Here is a 14,258-nt window from a genome sequence, read left to right on the forward strand (position 1 = left end):
CGCCCGGGGCACGTCGCCTACCATGATCGTCGATGCGTATCGACGACGAACGTGCGGGGGTGGCGACGGGCCCGGTGGGCCCGTCGGTCGCAGCGCCCCGCGGTCGCCGCGGCCGGCCGGCGCCGACGAGCAAGGACGTCGCCCGGGTGGCCGGTGTCTCGCAGAGCACCGTCTCCTACGTGATGAGCGGCAAGCGTCCGATCTCGGAGCGGACCCGCCGGACCGTCCTCGAGGCGATCGATCAGCTCACGTACGAGCCGAACGCGGGTGCCCGGGCGCTCGCCGGACATCGGACCAATGTCGTCGGTCTGGTGGTGCCGTTCCACAACCCGGAGACGGCCAGCGGACTGATGGCGTTCGCCGAGGAGATCGCCGTGACCGCCCGCGGGCGTGACTACGACGTGCTGATGCTCACCGCCGCGGAGGGCCCGGCCGGGCTCGCCCGGGTGCAGCGGCGCGCGATGTGCGACGCAGTGATCGTCATGGAGATCACCACCGACGACCCCCGGGCGGCGATGGCCCGGGAGCTCGAGATGCCGGTCATCTTCATCGGTATGCCGGGAGACCGGGCCGGCCTGCACTGCATCGACTTCGACTTCGAGACCGGCGCCGAGTTGCTGGTCGACGAGCTCGCCGACGTCGGGTGCCCGGAGATCGCGGTGCTGGGCTGGTCGCAGGACCGGGTCGGTCTCGGCATCAACTACGTCCCGCGGTTCCGCACCCATGCGCAGGCCCGTGCGGCCGACCGGGGGATCGCGCTGCGGTGGATCGACGCACCGCACACCCGCGCGGGCGTCGAGGGTTTCCTCGATGCCGTGCTCGGGCCCGACGGCGGCCCGCACCCGGGGCTGCTGACGGTGCACAGCCCGCACGACCTCGGCGCCGCGCTGCAGCAGCGTGGCCTGGTGCCCGGCCGTGACCTCGACCTGGTGTCCCTGTGCACCGATGTCGAGGCCGAGGGCCAGCCGGTTCCGCCCACGGCGGTCTCCCCGCAGCCCCGGGACGTGTCCCGGCTCGCGATGTCGTGGTTGTTCGACCTGCTCGAGGGCGACGTGCCCGCCGAGCTGCGCCTCGTGGACGCGCGCCTGACCCGGCGTGGCTCCGTTCGTCGGGCCGGCTGACCGCCGGCTGCGACCCTGCCCTGCTCGATCCCATTGAACCCGATTCGCAATCGATACGTATCGACGGACCCGTGGCGACCCCGATGGCCGCAACGGCCCGGTCCACGCCGACGTGGGCCGGACAGAGAGGAAACGAGATGTCCCGCATTTCCAGATCCCGAGCCCTGCTCGCCACCGCGGCCGCCGTGCCGCTGGTGCTCGTCGCCGCCTGTGGCGGCACTGATGGCACTGACGGCGGTGGCGACGGCGGCGGTGAGGTCACCGAGCTGCACGTCGTCGACTACCACAACAATGAGCCGAACAAGTCCGTGTGGCAGGGCGTCCTCGACGGCTGCGCGACGGAGGTCGGGGTGTCGCTGAACCGCGAGACGGTGCCCGGCGGTGACCTCATCGCGAAGGTGCTCCAGATGAGTTCTTCGCGCACGCTGCCCGATGTGCTCATGCTCGACAACCCCGACGTCCAGCAGATCGCCGAGAGCGGCGCCCTGGCCCCGCTGTCCGATTTCGGCCTCGACCCGGGCGGCATCACCGAGGGCGTGCTGTCCGCCTCCACCTACGAGGGCGAGCTCTACGCCCTGCAGCCGGTCACCAACACGATCGCGCTGTTCTACAACACGCAGATGCTCGAGGAGGCCGGCATCGAGCCACCGAGCACCTGGGACGAGCTCGAGAGTGCGGCGGCCGCGCTCACCGAGGGGGATCGCTACGGGCTCGCGCTGTCGGCGATCAACACCTACGAGGGCACCTGGCAGTTCCTGCCGTTCATGTGGTCCAACGGTGGTGACGAGTCCGACATCGCGACCCCCGAGGTCGCCGGTGCGCTGCAGCTGTGGAAGGACCTGCTGGACGCCGGGTCGATGTCGCAGTCGGTGGTCACCTGGTCCCAGGGGGATGTCGCGGACCAGTTCGGCAGTGGCAACGCCGCCATGATGGTCAACGGCCCCTGGAACTTCGGCACCCTCGCGGAGGCGGACGCGGACCTCGAGTACGACATCGTCCCGATCCCCGCACCGACCTCGGGAGACACGATCATCTCGCCGTTCGGTGGCGAGGCCTGGGCGGTCCCGCAGACCGGTGACGCGGATCGGATGGCCGTGGCCGCCGAGTTCGTGCAGTGCCTCGTCGGGGAGCAGGCCGTGGTCGATGCCGCCGTCGGTACCAACACGGTCCCGACCGACCCGTCCCTGGCCGACACCGTGGTCGAGCAGGTGCCGAACCTGGCCTCGTTCGCCGCCCAGGTCCCGGACCTGCGGGCCCGCACCGGTGAGCTCGGACCCGAGTGGCCGACCCAGGCGACGGCCATCTACGAGGCGGTCCAGAACGCACTCGTCGGCGGCATGAGCCCGGAGGACGCGCTCGCCCAGGCACAGGGCTGACCCGGTGACCGCCACCGAGGTACGCGCCGGGTCCGGCGGGCTCGTCCCGCCGGCCCCGGCCCGGTCCGGTCGTCGCCGACCCGTCACGCGGCGGCGCCTCGTCCAGTTCGCGTTCCTGGTCCCGGCCCTGGTGTATCTGGTGCTGTTCTTCGGCTATCCCGTGGTCAAGAACCTCATGATGGGATTCCAGGAGTACACGACCAGGACGTTCTACACGGGCGAGGCGCCCTGGGTCGGGTTCGCGAACTACGTCACGGCCGTGACCGACCCGGTGTTCGACCAGGCGCTGCTCAACACCGGACTGTTCACGGTGGGCTCCATCGTCGGGCAGTTCACGATCGGCCTGCTCATCGCCCTGTTCTTCCACCGGCGGTTCCACCTCTCCGGCGTCCTGCGCTCGTTGCTGCTGCTGCCGTGGCTGGTCCCGATGATCGCCGCGTCGGCGGTCTGGCGATGGATCCTCGACACCGACCACGGGGTCCTGAACCGAACGCTCGACCTGCTGCCGTTCGTGGACGGACGCCCTGCCTGGCTGACCTCGACCACGTTGGCGCTGGTCGCCGTCATCATGGTCAACATCTGGCTCGGCATCCCGTTCAACGCGACGATCCTCTACGGCGGGCTGCAGGAGATCCCCGAGGAGCTCTACGAGGCGGGCTCGCTCGACGGCGCCACCGGGGCCCGGGCGTTCTGGCACATCACCTGGCCGCTGTTACGGCCGGTGGTGACGGTGGTCCTGGTGCTGGGCGTCGTCTACACGCTGAAGGTGCTCGACGTCATCCTGGGTCTGACCAACGGCGGTCCGGCGAACGCGACCCAGACGATCTCGACGTTCTCGTACCACATGTCCTTCCGCGAGTTCGACTTCGGGGTGGGGGCCGCACTGGGCAACATCCTGGTGCTGATCTCGCTCGTGTTCGCCATCGTCTACCTGCGTCTGAACCGGCGCGCAATCGACGAGTAGAGGCTGGAGGTCTCATGAGTGCCGCAGTTCCTATCGCCCGGCGAACCTCGGGTGGCGACGTCGCCGGGAGTGCGTCGAGGGTCCCCACCCCGCGCCGGCCCGGTCACACGATCCTCGGCGTGATCATCATCGCCGTCATGCTGTTCCCGCTCTACTGGATGCTCAACGTCTCGCTGCAGCCGGCGGGCAACGCCGTTGCGACGCCGTGGCTCCCGTTGGACCTCTCCTGGGACGGGTACGCGACGGCCCTCGCCGAGCAGGGCGGCAACCTGGTGACGAGCCTGATCGTCAGTCTCGGTGCCGTCGTGTTCAGCCTGGTCGTCGCGGCGCCGGCGGCCTACGCCCTGGCGCACTTCCGGTTCGGCAAATGGGTGGTCGTGCTCCTGTTCGGGGTGCTGACCACGCAGATGGTGCCCGGCATCGTCGTCGCGAACGCGCTCTACAGCGCCTACAGCGACCTCGGGCTGTTGAACACCTACGTCGGCCTGATCCTGGCCGACTCGGCCGCCGGCATCCCGTTCTCGATCATCCTGATGCGGGCGTTCATGATGAGCATCCCCGCCTCGATCGTCGAGGCGGCCTACGTCGACGGCGCAGGTCCGGTCCGTGCGTTCGTGTCCGTCGTGCTGCCGATCAGCCGCAACGCCCTCATCACCTCGGCGCTGTTCACGTTCCTGTTCGCGTGGGGGGACTTCCTGTTCGCGCTCACGCTGACGACGTCGGAGAGCATGCGGCCGATCACGCTCGGCCTGTACAGCTATATCGGTGGCTACGTGAGCGACTGGTCCCCGATCATGGCGACGGCCGTGCTCTCGTCGCTGCCGGCCATCGCCCTGCTCGTCCTGGCCCAACGCTACGTCGCCGCCGGCGTCACCGGCGGCGCGGTCAAGTCCTGATCACCCACTCACAGCTCGATCCGACAACCCGAGGAGTCCACACATGTCCGAACCGATCCGCGTTCTCGTCTGGGGCGAGAACCGCCACGAGCAGCTCGAGCCCGCCGTCGCCCAGCGCTATCCCGACGGGATGCACGGGGCGATCGCGCAGGGGATCGAGGCGAACCTGGGCGGGCGCGTCCGGGTGCGCACCACCACCCTGGACGAACCCGAGCACGGCCTGACCGAGGAGGCGCTCGCGGACACCGACGTCCTGATCTGGTGGGGCCACGCTGCGCACGGCGAGGTCGCCGACGAGGTGGTCGAGCGGGCCCACCGACACGTCCTGGCGGGCATGGGCCTGATCGTGCTGCACTCGGGCCACTGGTCGAAACTGTTCATGAAGCTCATGGGCACCACCTGCACGCTGCGGTGGCGCACCGAGCACGACCGCGAGCTGATCTGGACCGTCGACGCGACCCACCCGATCGCCCAGGGCATCCCGCACCCGATGATCATCGAGGAGGACGAGATGTACGGGGAGCAGTTCGACATCCCGGCCCCGGACGAGCTCGTCTTCATCTCCTCCTTCAGCGGCGGTGAGGTGTTCCGCTCCGGATGTACCTTCAAGCGTGGCCACGGCAAGATCTTCTATTTCCGGCCCGGCGACCAGGACTTCCCCACGTACTTCCACGAGGGCGTGCGCCGGGTGATCTCGAACGCCGTGGAGTGGGCCCGGACGGTGCGTCCCGAGCGTGGCCTGCCCACCCTGCTGCGGTACGAGACCGAGGACTTCTACAACGGCCACGGCTACGGCGGGGCGCTCAGCGCCGAGGCCGTCGCAGCGGCGGAGCAGTTGTCGTCCGAGCACGCGGGCGCCGAGTGAGCGGGACGGGGCCCACGACGGCGCCGCTGCGGCTGGTCCAGGTCGGCGCCGGCAGCATGGGCCGGGCCTGGCTGCTCGCGATCGCGGCGAACCCCGACGTCGAGCTGGTCGGACTCGTCGACCTGGACCTCGACGGGGCGGCGGCGGCGCTCGCCGCCGCCCCGGCGGGTCTGGGTGCGGGCGACGTCGTGATCGGCACCGACCTGACGAGCGTCGCCCGCGAGACCGGCGCGACAGCCGTCGTCGATGTGGCAGTCCCCGCGGCGCACCACCAGCTCACGACGGCGGCGCTGTTCGCCGGTCTCGACGTGCTCGGTGAGAAGCCGGTCACGGAGACGGTGGCGCAGGCGCTCTCGCTGGTGGCCGCGACCCAGGTGACCGGGAGACGCTTCGTGGTCAGCCAGTCCCGCCGCTACATCCGGGAGGCGTTCCAGTTCCGGACGGCTGCCCGGGCCGTCGGGACCGCCGGGACCCTCGCCGTCGACTTCTTCAAGGCGCCGCGCTTCGGCGGGTTCCGGGAGCAGATGGCGCAGCCGCTGATCGTCGACATGGCGATCCACCAGTTCGACCTCGCCCGGTTCCTGCTCGACGCGGACCCGGTCGCGGTCTACGCGGAGTCGTTCAACCCGCCGTGGAGCTGGTACGCCGGCGACGCGTCCGCGGTCGCGACCTTCGAGATGAGCAACGGGTCCCGGTTCGTCTTCAACGGGTCCTGGTGCACGCCGGGTCTGGAGACCTCCTGGAACGGCGACTGGCGTCTGTCCGCAGAGCACGGCAGCGCGACCTGGGACGGGGACCGGCTGCCGGTGGTCGAGGCCCCGGCCCCGGTCGATCTCACCGACGTGGCCGATCCGGGCCGGGAGCTGGTCGGGTCGCTGGCCGCGTTCGTCGCCGGCCTGCGGGGCGCCCCGATGATGTGCGAGGTCGCGGACAACGTGCTCAGCCTGGCGATGGTGGAGGCCGCGATCGCCTCGGCGGCCTCGGGCCGACGGGTCGCGGTCGACGACATCCTGGAGCGCGCGTACGCCGACGCGCTCGACGCGGAGCAGCGCGACGACGTTCGCACCACCCTGCTGTCCTGGCCCTCGGTCCGGGAGGGGCTCGTCCGGGTCCCCTAGCCGTGGGCCTCGGGGTTCACCGGGACGTCGTGTGCCTGCAGCCACGCGATGACCTCGGCGCGTTCGGCGGCGGCCCGGTCGTTCAGGAGTTCGGGGTCGTACCCGAAGTAGTAGTCCTGGAAGGTCGCGCCGCCGCTGGTCTCGGCGAGCGGGTCGGCCCCGGCGTCCAGCAGGACGACCAGCTGACCGCCCCGGTTGACACGGGCGCAGTCGTGCAGCGGTCGGCTGCCGTTGGCGTCGGCGCCGTCGGGATCGGCGCCGGCCCCGAGGAGCAGGTCGATGGCCAGATCGGAGGAGGTCACGCACGCCGCGCCCAGCGCCATCACCCCCGTGATCGAGTTCGCGGCGTTCACGTCGGCGCCGGCCGCGAGCAGGATCGGGACCAGCTCCTCCGACGCGGCGTCGGAGGTGTTCACATCCACGGTGTCCTCGAGGGGGGTCTTGCCCGCCGAGCCGTTCAGGTCCGGATCGGCGCCCGCGTCGAGCAGAGCGGCGAGGCCGTCGGCGTTCTCGACCAGGATCGCCCACTGCAGCATGGTGAGGTCGTCCGCACCGCGCGCATCCGGGTCGGCGCCGTCGGCCACCAGTCGCGCAACCGCGCCGGAGTCCCCGGCCGCGACCGCCCGGGCCAGCTCCGCATCATCGTCGTCCGGGAAGTGCTCGGCGACGTCGGGTCCCGAGCCGCCCGCACCGGGCAGGAGGCCACAACCGGCGAGCACGAGCGCGACCGCGCCCAAGGACGACGCTGCCCGGACAACCCGCGTGATCATGACCGAATGCAACCACGCCGGAGCCGTCCTGTCCGGGGGTGCGGTCGCGGAACCTTCCGGGCCCGCTGACCGGCGAGCTACAGCACCGCGTCGGGCGGGAGTGCGTCCCCGACGAGCGCGAGCGTCTGGATGGCAGCCAGCGCGTACTGCGAGCTCGCGTTCGTCGACACGAAGGCCGCCTCGTCCACCGGCGCGAGCACCGCCGGGCCCTCGATCCGGTGGGTGACCCAGTCCAGGTCCGGCCCGTAGCCGTTCCCGCCGGCGAAGAACTCGTCCCACGCGCGCCCGCGCAGGGCGTCGTCGTCGAGCGCGGCCCCCGCGTACGCCGTCAGCCGGCAGTGCGGCTGGCGCAGGTTCAGGTTGCCGAAGTGCGCGCCGACCTCGGCCGTCTGCTCCTCCCTGGTCGCGTTGTACAGGCGGCAGTACTGCAGCCAGGCGTCGGCGAACCCGGGCGCCTCCAGGTCGGTGCCGCGGGTCAGGGTGAGGACCTCCGAGCACATCTCGACCAGACCGAACATCGCGGACAGGTGAGACACCGAGACGTCGACCGCGTCCGTGGCGAACCGGCCGGTGTCGAGGTCGTAGAGCGCCGAGCCGGTGATGAACCCGTTCTGCATCGCGCCGATGTCCGCCATGGTGCCCAGCAGCTTGGCCCGAGCCGCTTCGTCACCGGTGCGTTCCCATGCCGTCAGCCAGGCGGCGGCGAGGCCGCTCCAGTCGGTGCCGAGGCCGATCGAGAGGGCGTTCGGGTCCGGCTCGTACGGCTCGTCGCGGATCTTGCGGATCGTGCCGTCCGGCCAGATCGCCGTCGGCCAGGACTGCACCGGGACGCCGTCGCCGCTAGCCGTGCGGAGCCCGATCGTGGTGGCGTCGGTGACGGCGCCGGCGGGCCAGGGCACGCCCCAGGTGGCGCCGACCACCCCGCCCGCGGAGCCGTCCAGCCATCGCAGCGGGACGGTGCCGTCGCTGGGGACCGGCGCCGGCTCCCGGGGGCTCGCAGCCGCGCGGGTGACGCCGGAGCCGGTGGCGGCCAGGGCACCGAGCGCGGCACCGGTGCTGAGGAAGGTGCGTCGGGAAAGATCGGGGAACGCGGGCATGGTCGGTCTCCAAGTCGTGGCGACAACGGTGTCGTGACGTGAGGGTGCGGTGCTCAGCCGCGCAGCGTGTCCTCGGCCTCGGCGAACCACTGGTCGGCGGCCTCGGCGGTAGTCACCGTGCCGTAGGCGAGTTCCTCGTGGATCCGCACGAACGACTCCTCGAGGGAGCCGAACCCGTCCACCGGGGGCGGCGGAGTGTCGGTCAGGGAGTCCGCGATCGAATCCTCGTAGTCGAGGATCTGGGCGTCCAGGCCCTCCGCGACCACGGCGTCGAGGGCGCTCGAGGAGGCGGGGACGCCGCGGGAGGTGCCGAAGATCTCGCTCACCTGCGCGTCGTTGACGAGGAAGTCGATGAGGGCCGCCGCCTCCTCGGGGTGAGCGGAGTTGGCCGAGGCGGCCAGCATCAGCGACGGCTTGAGGAACAGGCCGCTGCTCGCGGGGTCGTCGGCCGGCGGCGGGAGCATGGCGAGGGTCGCGCCGCCGCTGCCCTCGGAGAAGCGGACCAGGAAGTTGTCCCAGCTGATCTCGGAGACGGCCTGCTGGGAGCCGATGGCGTCGGCCCCACTGAGCTGGGCGGCCACGTCAGGGGGCATCACCACGTTCTCCGCGCGCAGGTCCGCGGTCAGGCTCCACCACTCGGTCAGGTCGTCGGCGGTGAAGCCCAGTGCGCCGTCCTGGTCGAACATGCTGAGCCCCTGCTGCCCGAGCCAGATGTTGAACAGCCAGAAGATCTGGGTGTAGTCGACCGAGCCGTACACCTGGGGTGAGGAGTCTGCCCCGGCCGCGGCCACCTCGCGCAGGAAGTCGTTGTAGCCGGCCCACGTGAGGCCGGCCTCCGGGGCGGCCACGCCGAGCTCGGCCAGCAGGTCCGTGTTCACGAACGTGGCCAGCGTGTTCGTGCTCGAGGTGATGGCGTAGGTGGTGCCCTCCAGCTGCCCGGCGGGCAGCACCGCCTCGGCGATGGTGGAGGTGTCGATCGTCGCGCCGATCGCGTCGTCGAGTGCGGCGAGGCGGTCGTTGCCGCCGTAGACGGAGAGGTAGGCGATGTCCATCTGCATGACGTCGGGCAGCGCGCCGCCCGCGGCCTCGGTGTTTCGGGCCTGCCAGTAGTCGCCCCAGCCGGCGAAGCTCGTCTGCACGGTGACGCCAGGGTTGGCCTCCTCGAAGAGGTCGACCGACTGCTCGTAGCGCTCCGCGCGGGAGACGTCGCCCCACCAGGCGAACGTGAGGGTGACGTCGCCGCCCGAGGAGGCTCCGCCGTCGCCGGTGTCGCCGCCACCGCCGCACGCGGTCAGCGCGAGGGCGCTCGCGGTCGCCATCGCTGCCCACGTCGCGAGCCGACGCGTCCGCGTTGTCGGGCGGGTCCGACCCGACCCGCCTGCCTTGTTCCCGATCACCGAGCCTCCTCGCTGGTACCTGAGATCAACGGACCTGAGCGGTCCCGACCTACCGGCACACATGGTGGACGGCCCCGGCGGTCGCGCCCGGGAAACGGACAATAACGTGCACGATCGGACGCGACTCAGGGGGCCGGCGACGTGGACTCCCGGACGGTCAACCGGGGCAGCAGCTGCACCTGGTACGGCGAGCGGGGCCGCTCCGGGTGGGGCTGGATCCGGTCCGCGAGCAGGCGCAGCGCCTCCTGGCCCAGTTCGCGGCGCGGCGACGTGATCGCGGTGAGCGGGACGTCCGCGTGTGCCGCGAGCTCGTCGTCGTAGGCGACGATCGCGAAGTCCTCTGGCACGGTCAGGCCGATCTCGTGGGCCACCTCGACGAGCCGGGCGGCGTGGAAGTCGGTATGCACCACGGCGGCGCGGACCTCAGCGGCCAGGCACGCCCGCAGGAACGCCGCCAGGGTCCGCATCAGGCCACCCGGGTCCTCCTCGCCCTTGGGCAGGGATACGACCGGTCCCGCGTCGATGCCGAGCCGGGTCAACGCGACCGGGTAGCCGGTGTGCAGCCAGGGCGCGGTGGGGGTGCGGTCGAAGACGGCCAGGCCGACGGCGCGATGACCGCCCCGGGCGAGGTGCTCGAGGGCGAGGCCGATCCCGTAGATGTGGTCGGTGCGGGCACTGTCCAGGCGACGCACCTGCAGGGTCTCCTCGACGCGGCGCTCCAGCATCACCACGGGCACCGGCAGCGTCTCGATCCACCGGGCCACCTCCTCGACGTCCTCGCCACGGATCGTGGGGGAGACGACCAGGCCCTTCGCGCCGAGATCGAGCAGCCGCTGCACGCGGCTGCGCTCGAGGTCCGGGCGGTAGTGCGAGACCGCGAGGGCCAGGCGCATCCGGTGGGTGAGGGCGGCGGCCTCCATGCCGCGGATCACCTCGGGGAAGTAGGAGGTGGTGCTCGGGATCACGATGCCGACGAGCGTGCGGGCCGCGCGAGGTGGGGTGGTCGCGGCCGGCGCTGCCAACGCGCCCCCGTGCACGCGCGCGAGCAGCCCCGCGGCGTCGAGCTCGGTGATGTCGCGGCGGATCGTCACCTGCGAGACGCCGAGGTCCTGGGCCACCTCCGCGGCCACGACGCTGCCGTGCAGCTCCAACTGGCGCAGGAGGTGTTCGTGGCGGGCGCGCGGCAGCAGGGCGGGCTCCTCGGTCCGATGGATGCGCGCGATCGCGCGCGGTAGGGCGCCACGATAGCCCGCCGGTGCCGGCGCCCACGCCGGGTCCGAGCGTCAGAGCCCCACGGACGGGTACTCCCTGCCGAGCCAGTGGCTCAGCTTCCGCCCGAACTCCCGCTGGAACGACAGCGGGCCCTGCTCGCGGGTGTAGTCCTCGTCGTAGAGGGCGATGAACAGGGTCAGGTTCAGGAAGAAGTGGGCCCCGTGCTCGAACAGCCAGACGTAGTCGTGCGCGGCCAGGGCGGCCCGCTCGGAGTCGGTGAAGGACTGGACCGTGGTCTCCTCGACCGCGTTGAGCCAGCGGCCGACCTCCTCCTCCCAGGCCGCGACCGTGCCGGCCGGGTCGTCCTTGTAGCGCTGCACCCACTTCGGGTCCCGGTCGATCGTGTAGAGGAACTTGTCGACGTAGTACGTGCTCATGCCGGGGCTCCGTTCGGGTACCAGGTCATGTACATCTCGCGCGTGTGGAAGAGGTCGAGCTCGTCGACGTAGTCCGCCCGCACGCCGTCGCCGGCGATCCCCATCATCAGCACCAGGTCCATGAACCCGTGCGTGGCATTGCCTGCGCCGGCCATCGACTCGTGCGTCACGTTCGCCAGGATCGCGTCGATGTTGCCGTCTCTCAGCCATTCGATCGCCTGCCGGTCGAACTCCGGGTCCGGGCCGTGCTCACCGAACTGGCGCGGCCCGCCGAGCTCCAGGGACAGGTGCCCGGTGCCGATCGCCGCCACCCGCAGGTCCGAGGGCCAGGCGTCGATGATCTCCCGGATCGCCCGGCCCACCTGCCAGAACCGCTTCGGCGAGGGCATCGGCGGCGCGAAGATGTTCGTGTAGACGGGCACGACCGGCAGGTCCGCCTCGGGTCGCACCGTGATGATCGGGCAGATGATCGAGTGGTCCAGCTTCAGCTCGTGCGAGAAGGCGAAGTCGAAGTCCCGTTCCAGCAGGCCCTCGTGCAGGTACCGGGAGAGTTCGACTTCGCCGTCGAGGACGTACGTGGGCAGGCCGAACTCGCGCTGCTCGTTGTAGAACGTGGCGTCGTAGCGCTCCGCCCGGCCGATCAGGAACTGCGGGTAGTTGTCGAGGAAGAACTGGTGGAAGTGGTCGGCGCCGACCATCACGAGCACGTCCGGCGCCGCCGCGGTGAGGGTCTCCCGGTAGGCCTCCACCTTGCGCTGCCACTCGGCGGCGAACGGTGGGCGTTCCTCCGGGGGCGAGGTGGTGGCCTTGTAGTAGAAGGGGTGGTGCGTGCTGGCCAGCACGGCGGTGAGCTGGGCCACTTCGGGCTCCTTCGCAGGGGTCGACGGCGGGGGCGGGGGCTTCTCAGGCGGGGTCGGGGGCGGGCGGGGGTACGTAGACCGCGTTGCGGTCCACCGACGCGTAGATCGCCGGGGCGATCGGGTCGCGGTGCTCCTCGGCGATCTGGCCGAGCAGCCCGGCGGTGCGGGCGAGCAGCGCGAACCCGCGGAGCATCTCGACCGGGAGGCCGAGATCGGCCAGGGCGGCGCCGCAGACGCCGGCGCCGTTGAGCGGCAGGGGCCGCCCGAGCACCGGCTCGCTCATCCGGCCGAGCGCCTCGAACAGGCGCAGGTGCGGTCCGCGCAGCCCCTCCTCCTCGGCGATCGCGATCAGGCGGGGGGTGCGTGGGTCGCCCTGCTTGTGCACCGGGTGCCCCAGGCCCGGGACTTTGGCCCCGGCGGCCCGCCGCGCGCGCAGGGCGGATGTGGCGAGCGCGTCCCAGCCGGCGTCCGTGTCCGGCAGTGGCGCGGGCGCGGCCGTGAGGGTCTGGGCGAGGAACACGCCGGTGTCCTCGGTGACCCCGAGGTACCGGGACCCGCCGCCGAGGATCCCGGCCGCCACGGCGCCCTGCAGGGCCCCGGGCGCGCTGAGGTCGGTGAGCCGGGCCACGATCGCGGTGGGGGTGAAGCCGTGGTCGGTGAGCGCGACCAGGACCGCCTCGAACACGCGGACCTCACCCGGGCTCGGGCGTCGCAGGGCCACCAGCCAGAACGCGAGCTCGCCGAAGCCGACCGTGCCCATCAGGTCCTCGGTGAGGTCCTGGCCGAGCAGGTGGATCTCCTCGGCGCTCGAGGTGCCGAGCGACGTCGGGTAGCGGGGCGGCTCGGTCACCGGTCCTCCTCGGTCGCCGGACCGGCCAGCCAGGCCCGGATCTCCTCGGTGTGCTCTCCGAGCCCCGGAGGGGCGAGGTCGTAGCGCGGAGCAGTCCCGGAGAAGGTGAGCGGATGCCGGACCCCGGGGACGCCGTCGGGCCCCACGGCGACCTCGGGCTCCAGCCCGAGCCGGCGCGCGTACTCGACTCCCTGCGCGATCGTGTTGATCGGCCCGCAGGCCACGCCGACGGCGTTCAGAGCCTCGAACCAATGCTCCGCGGGCGCCGTCCGCAACCGTTCCACGAGCAGCGGTCGCAGCTCCTCGCGGCGTTCGGTGCGGTCGGCGTTCTCGGCGAAGCGGGGGTCGTCGGCGACCTCGCCGATGCCGAGGACCTCGCACAGCCGCCGGAACTGGGTGTCGTTGCCGGCGGTGATGATCAGGTCGTCGTCCGCGGTGGGCAGCGGCTCGTACGGGAACAGGCTCGGGTGCGCGTTGCCCATCCGCATCGGGGTGACGGAGCCGCCCACGTAGGCCATGGTCTGGTTCACCAGCCCGCTCATCGCGGACGCCATCAGGCTGGCCTCGATGTGCTGGCCCTGCCCCGTGCGCTCGCGGTGGTGCACGGCGGCGAGGATCCCGATCGTCGAGTGCAGCCCGGCCATGACGTCGAACACGCTGATCCCGGCCCGGTAGGGCGGTCCGTCGGGGTCCCCGGTGAGGCTCATCAGGCCCGACATGGCCTGCACGATCAGGTCGTAGCCGGGCAGTCTCGCGCCCTCCGCGGAGCCGAACCCGCTGATCGAGGAGTAGATGATCCGGGGGTTGTGCGAACTGACGGTCCCGTAGTCCAGCCCGAACTTCGCCAGGCCACCGGGCTTGAAGTTCTCCACGAGCACGTCCGACCGGCGGGCCAACTCCCGGGCCGCGGCCAGGTCGGTCTCGTCCTTGAAGTCCAGCACGATCGAGCGCTTGTTCCGGTTGATCGAGGCGAAGTAGGTCGACACGCCGTCCGGGCGGACCGGCGGGACCCAGGTACGGGTGTCGTCGCCGCCCGGGGACTCGACCTTGATCACCTCCGCACCCAGGTCCGCGAGCAGCATCGTCGCGTACGGCCCGGCGAGCACCCGGGAGAGGTCCGCGACGAGCAGCCCGTCCAGGGGGCGTGCCGGTGGGCTCTGGGCTGGCATGGGTTCCTTCCGGGCGGGCAGACGGCGGGTGACCGCTGAGCGGACACATGTCCGTTGGCCTAGCGTCGCCCCGGGGCGGTTCGCTGTCAAGGTTCGCCCCGCGGTGGCGTGCGCTGTCGATCCGGG

14 protein-coding genes are annotated in these 14,258 nt (G+C 71.6%); 6 read left to right on the forward strand and 8 right to left on the reverse strand.

Annotated elements, in window-relative coordinates:
• Positions 1 to 32: 32 nt before the first annotated feature.
• The 6 genes from EXU48_RS09180 (at position 33) to EXU48_RS09205 (ending at position 6,340) form a co-directional block, all read left to right on the forward strand.
• Positions 33 to 1,121 (forward strand): LacI family DNA-binding transcriptional regulator, encoded by a 1,089-nt coding sequence (locus EXU48_RS09180; RefSeq protein WP_133107354.1) that lies wholly within the window; start codon positions 33 to 35, stop codon positions 1,119 to 1,121.
• 137 nt (positions 1,122 to 1,258) lie between these two features.
• Positions 1,259 to 2,497: a sugar ABC transporter substrate-binding protein gene (locus tag EXU48_RS09185; RefSeq protein WP_133107355.1), complete on the forward strand. Its 1,239-nt coding sequence runs from the start codon at positions 1,259 to 1,261 to the stop codon at positions 2,495 to 2,497.
• A gap of 4 nt (positions 2,498 to 2,501) precedes the next feature.
• Complete coding sequence (locus EXU48_RS09190; protein ID WP_133107356.1) at positions 2,502 to 3,461, forward strand: carbohydrate ABC transporter permease; 960 nt, start codon at positions 2,502 to 2,504, stop codon at positions 3,459 to 3,461.
• Between the two features lie 137 nt (positions 3,462 to 3,598).
• Positions 3,599 to 4,357, forward strand: coding sequence for a carbohydrate ABC transporter permease (locus tag EXU48_RS09195; RefSeq protein ID WP_235856955.1), 759 nt, complete (start codon positions 3,599 to 3,601; stop codon positions 4,355 to 4,357).
• Positions 4,358 to 4,400: 43 nt separating this feature from the next.
• Entirely contained in the window at positions 4,401 to 5,222 is an 822-nt protein-coding gene (locus EXU48_RS09200) for a ThuA domain-containing protein (RefSeq protein ID WP_133107358.1), read from the forward strand.
• Positions 5,219 to 6,340, forward strand: coding sequence for a Gfo/Idh/MocA family protein (locus EXU48_RS09205; RefSeq protein WP_235856928.1), 1,122 nt, complete (start codon positions 5,219 to 5,221; stop codon positions 6,338 to 6,340). Before EXU48_RS09200 ends, EXU48_RS09205 begins: the two co-directional genes overlap by 4 nt.
• Here the strand turns inward: EXU48_RS09205 and EXU48_RS09210 are convergent.
• From EXU48_RS09210 to EXU48_RS24740, 8 genes are all read right to left on the reverse strand, one after another.
• Positions 6,337 to 7,110, reverse strand: coding sequence for an ankyrin repeat domain-containing protein (locus EXU48_RS09210; RefSeq protein ID WP_133107359.1), 774 nt, complete (start codon positions 7,108 to 7,110; stop codon positions 6,337 to 6,339). The genes EXU48_RS09205 and EXU48_RS09210 overlap by 4 nt on opposite strands.
• Positions 7,111 to 7,187: 77 nt before the next feature.
• Positions 7,188 to 8,207 (reverse strand): exo-rhamnogalacturonan lyase family protein, encoded by a 1,020-nt coding sequence (locus EXU48_RS09215; protein ID WP_133107360.1) that lies wholly within the window; start codon positions 8,205 to 8,207, stop codon positions 7,188 to 7,190.
• 53 nt (positions 8,208 to 8,260) lie between these two features.
• Positions 8,261 to 9,526, reverse strand: a complete 1,266-nt coding sequence (locus EXU48_RS09220; protein ID WP_133107361.1) for an ABC transporter substrate-binding protein — start codon at positions 9,524 to 9,526, stop codon at positions 8,261 to 8,263.
• Between the two features lie 203 nt (positions 9,527 to 9,729).
• Entirely contained in the window at positions 9,730 to 10,827 is a 1,098-nt protein-coding gene (locus tag EXU48_RS09225; protein WP_328591638.1) for a substrate-binding domain-containing protein, read from the reverse strand.
• A 60-nt stretch (positions 10,828 to 10,887) separates the two neighbouring features.
• Positions 10,888 to 11,253: a hypothetical protein gene (locus EXU48_RS09230; RefSeq protein WP_133107363.1), complete on the reverse strand. Its 366-nt coding sequence runs from the start codon at positions 11,251 to 11,253 to the stop codon at positions 10,888 to 10,890.
• Positions 11,250 to 12,113 (reverse strand): DODA-type extradiol aromatic ring-opening family dioxygenase, encoded by an 864-nt coding sequence (locus tag EXU48_RS09235; RefSeq protein WP_133107364.1) that lies wholly within the window; start codon positions 12,111 to 12,113, stop codon positions 11,250 to 11,252. The genes EXU48_RS09230 and EXU48_RS09235 overlap by 4 nt, the downstream gene beginning before the upstream one ends.
• 43 nt (positions 12,114 to 12,156) lie before the next feature.
• On the reverse strand, positions 12,157 to 12,963 hold the full coding sequence (locus EXU48_RS24735) for a citryl-CoA lyase (RefSeq protein ID WP_207947672.1): 807 nt from the start codon (positions 12,961 to 12,963) through the stop codon (positions 12,157 to 12,159).
• Entirely contained in the window at positions 12,960 to 14,132 is a 1,173-nt protein-coding gene (locus tag EXU48_RS24740; RefSeq protein WP_207947673.1) for a CaiB/BaiF CoA transferase family protein, read from the reverse strand. The genes EXU48_RS24735 and EXU48_RS24740 overlap by 4 nt, the downstream gene beginning before the upstream one ends.
• Between the last annotated feature and the right edge of the window lie 126 nt (positions 14,133 to 14,258).

Origin of the sequence: Occultella glacieicola (assembly GCF_004353825.1) — a bacterium.
GTDB classification, from domain to species: domain Bacteria; phylum Actinomycetota; class Actinomycetes; order Actinomycetales; family Beutenbergiaceae; genus Occultella; species Occultella glacieicola.

Bases quoted from the DNA above. Each gene is read 5' to 3' on its own strand.
- EXU48_RS09180 (WP_133107354.1), top strand. From the start codon at position 33: ATGCGTATCGACGACGAACGTGCGGGGGTGGCGACGGGCCCGGTGGGC.
- EXU48_RS09185 (WP_133107355.1), top strand. From the start codon at position 1,259: ATGTCCCGCATTTCCAGATCCCGAGCCCTGCTCGCCACCGCGGCCGCC.
- EXU48_RS09195 (WP_235856955.1), top strand. From the start codon at position 3,599: ATGCTGTTCCCGCTCTACTGGATGCTCAACGTCTCGCTGCAGCCGGCG.
- EXU48_RS09200 (WP_133107358.1), top strand. From the start codon at position 4,401: ATGTCCGAACCGATCCGCGTTCTCGTCTGGGGCGAGAACCGCCACGAG.
- EXU48_RS09210 (WP_133107359.1), bottom strand. From the start codon at position 7,110: ATGATCACGCGGGTTGTCCGGGCAGCGTCGTCCTTGGGCGCGGTCGCG.
- EXU48_RS09215 (WP_133107360.1), bottom strand. From the start codon at position 8,207: ATGCCCGCGTTCCCCGATCTTTCCCGACGCACCTTCCTCAGCACCGGT.
- EXU48_RS09220 (WP_133107361.1), bottom strand. From the start codon at position 9,526: ATGGCGACCGCGAGCGCCCTCGCGCTGACCGCGTGCGGCGGTGGCGGC.
- EXU48_RS09230 (WP_133107363.1), bottom strand. From the start codon at position 11,253: ATGAGCACGTACTACGTCGACAAGTTCCTCTACACGATCGACCGGGAC.
- EXU48_RS24740 (WP_207947673.1), bottom strand. From the start codon at position 14,132: ATGCCAGCCCAGAGCCCACCGGCACGCCCCCTGGACGGGCTGCTCGTC.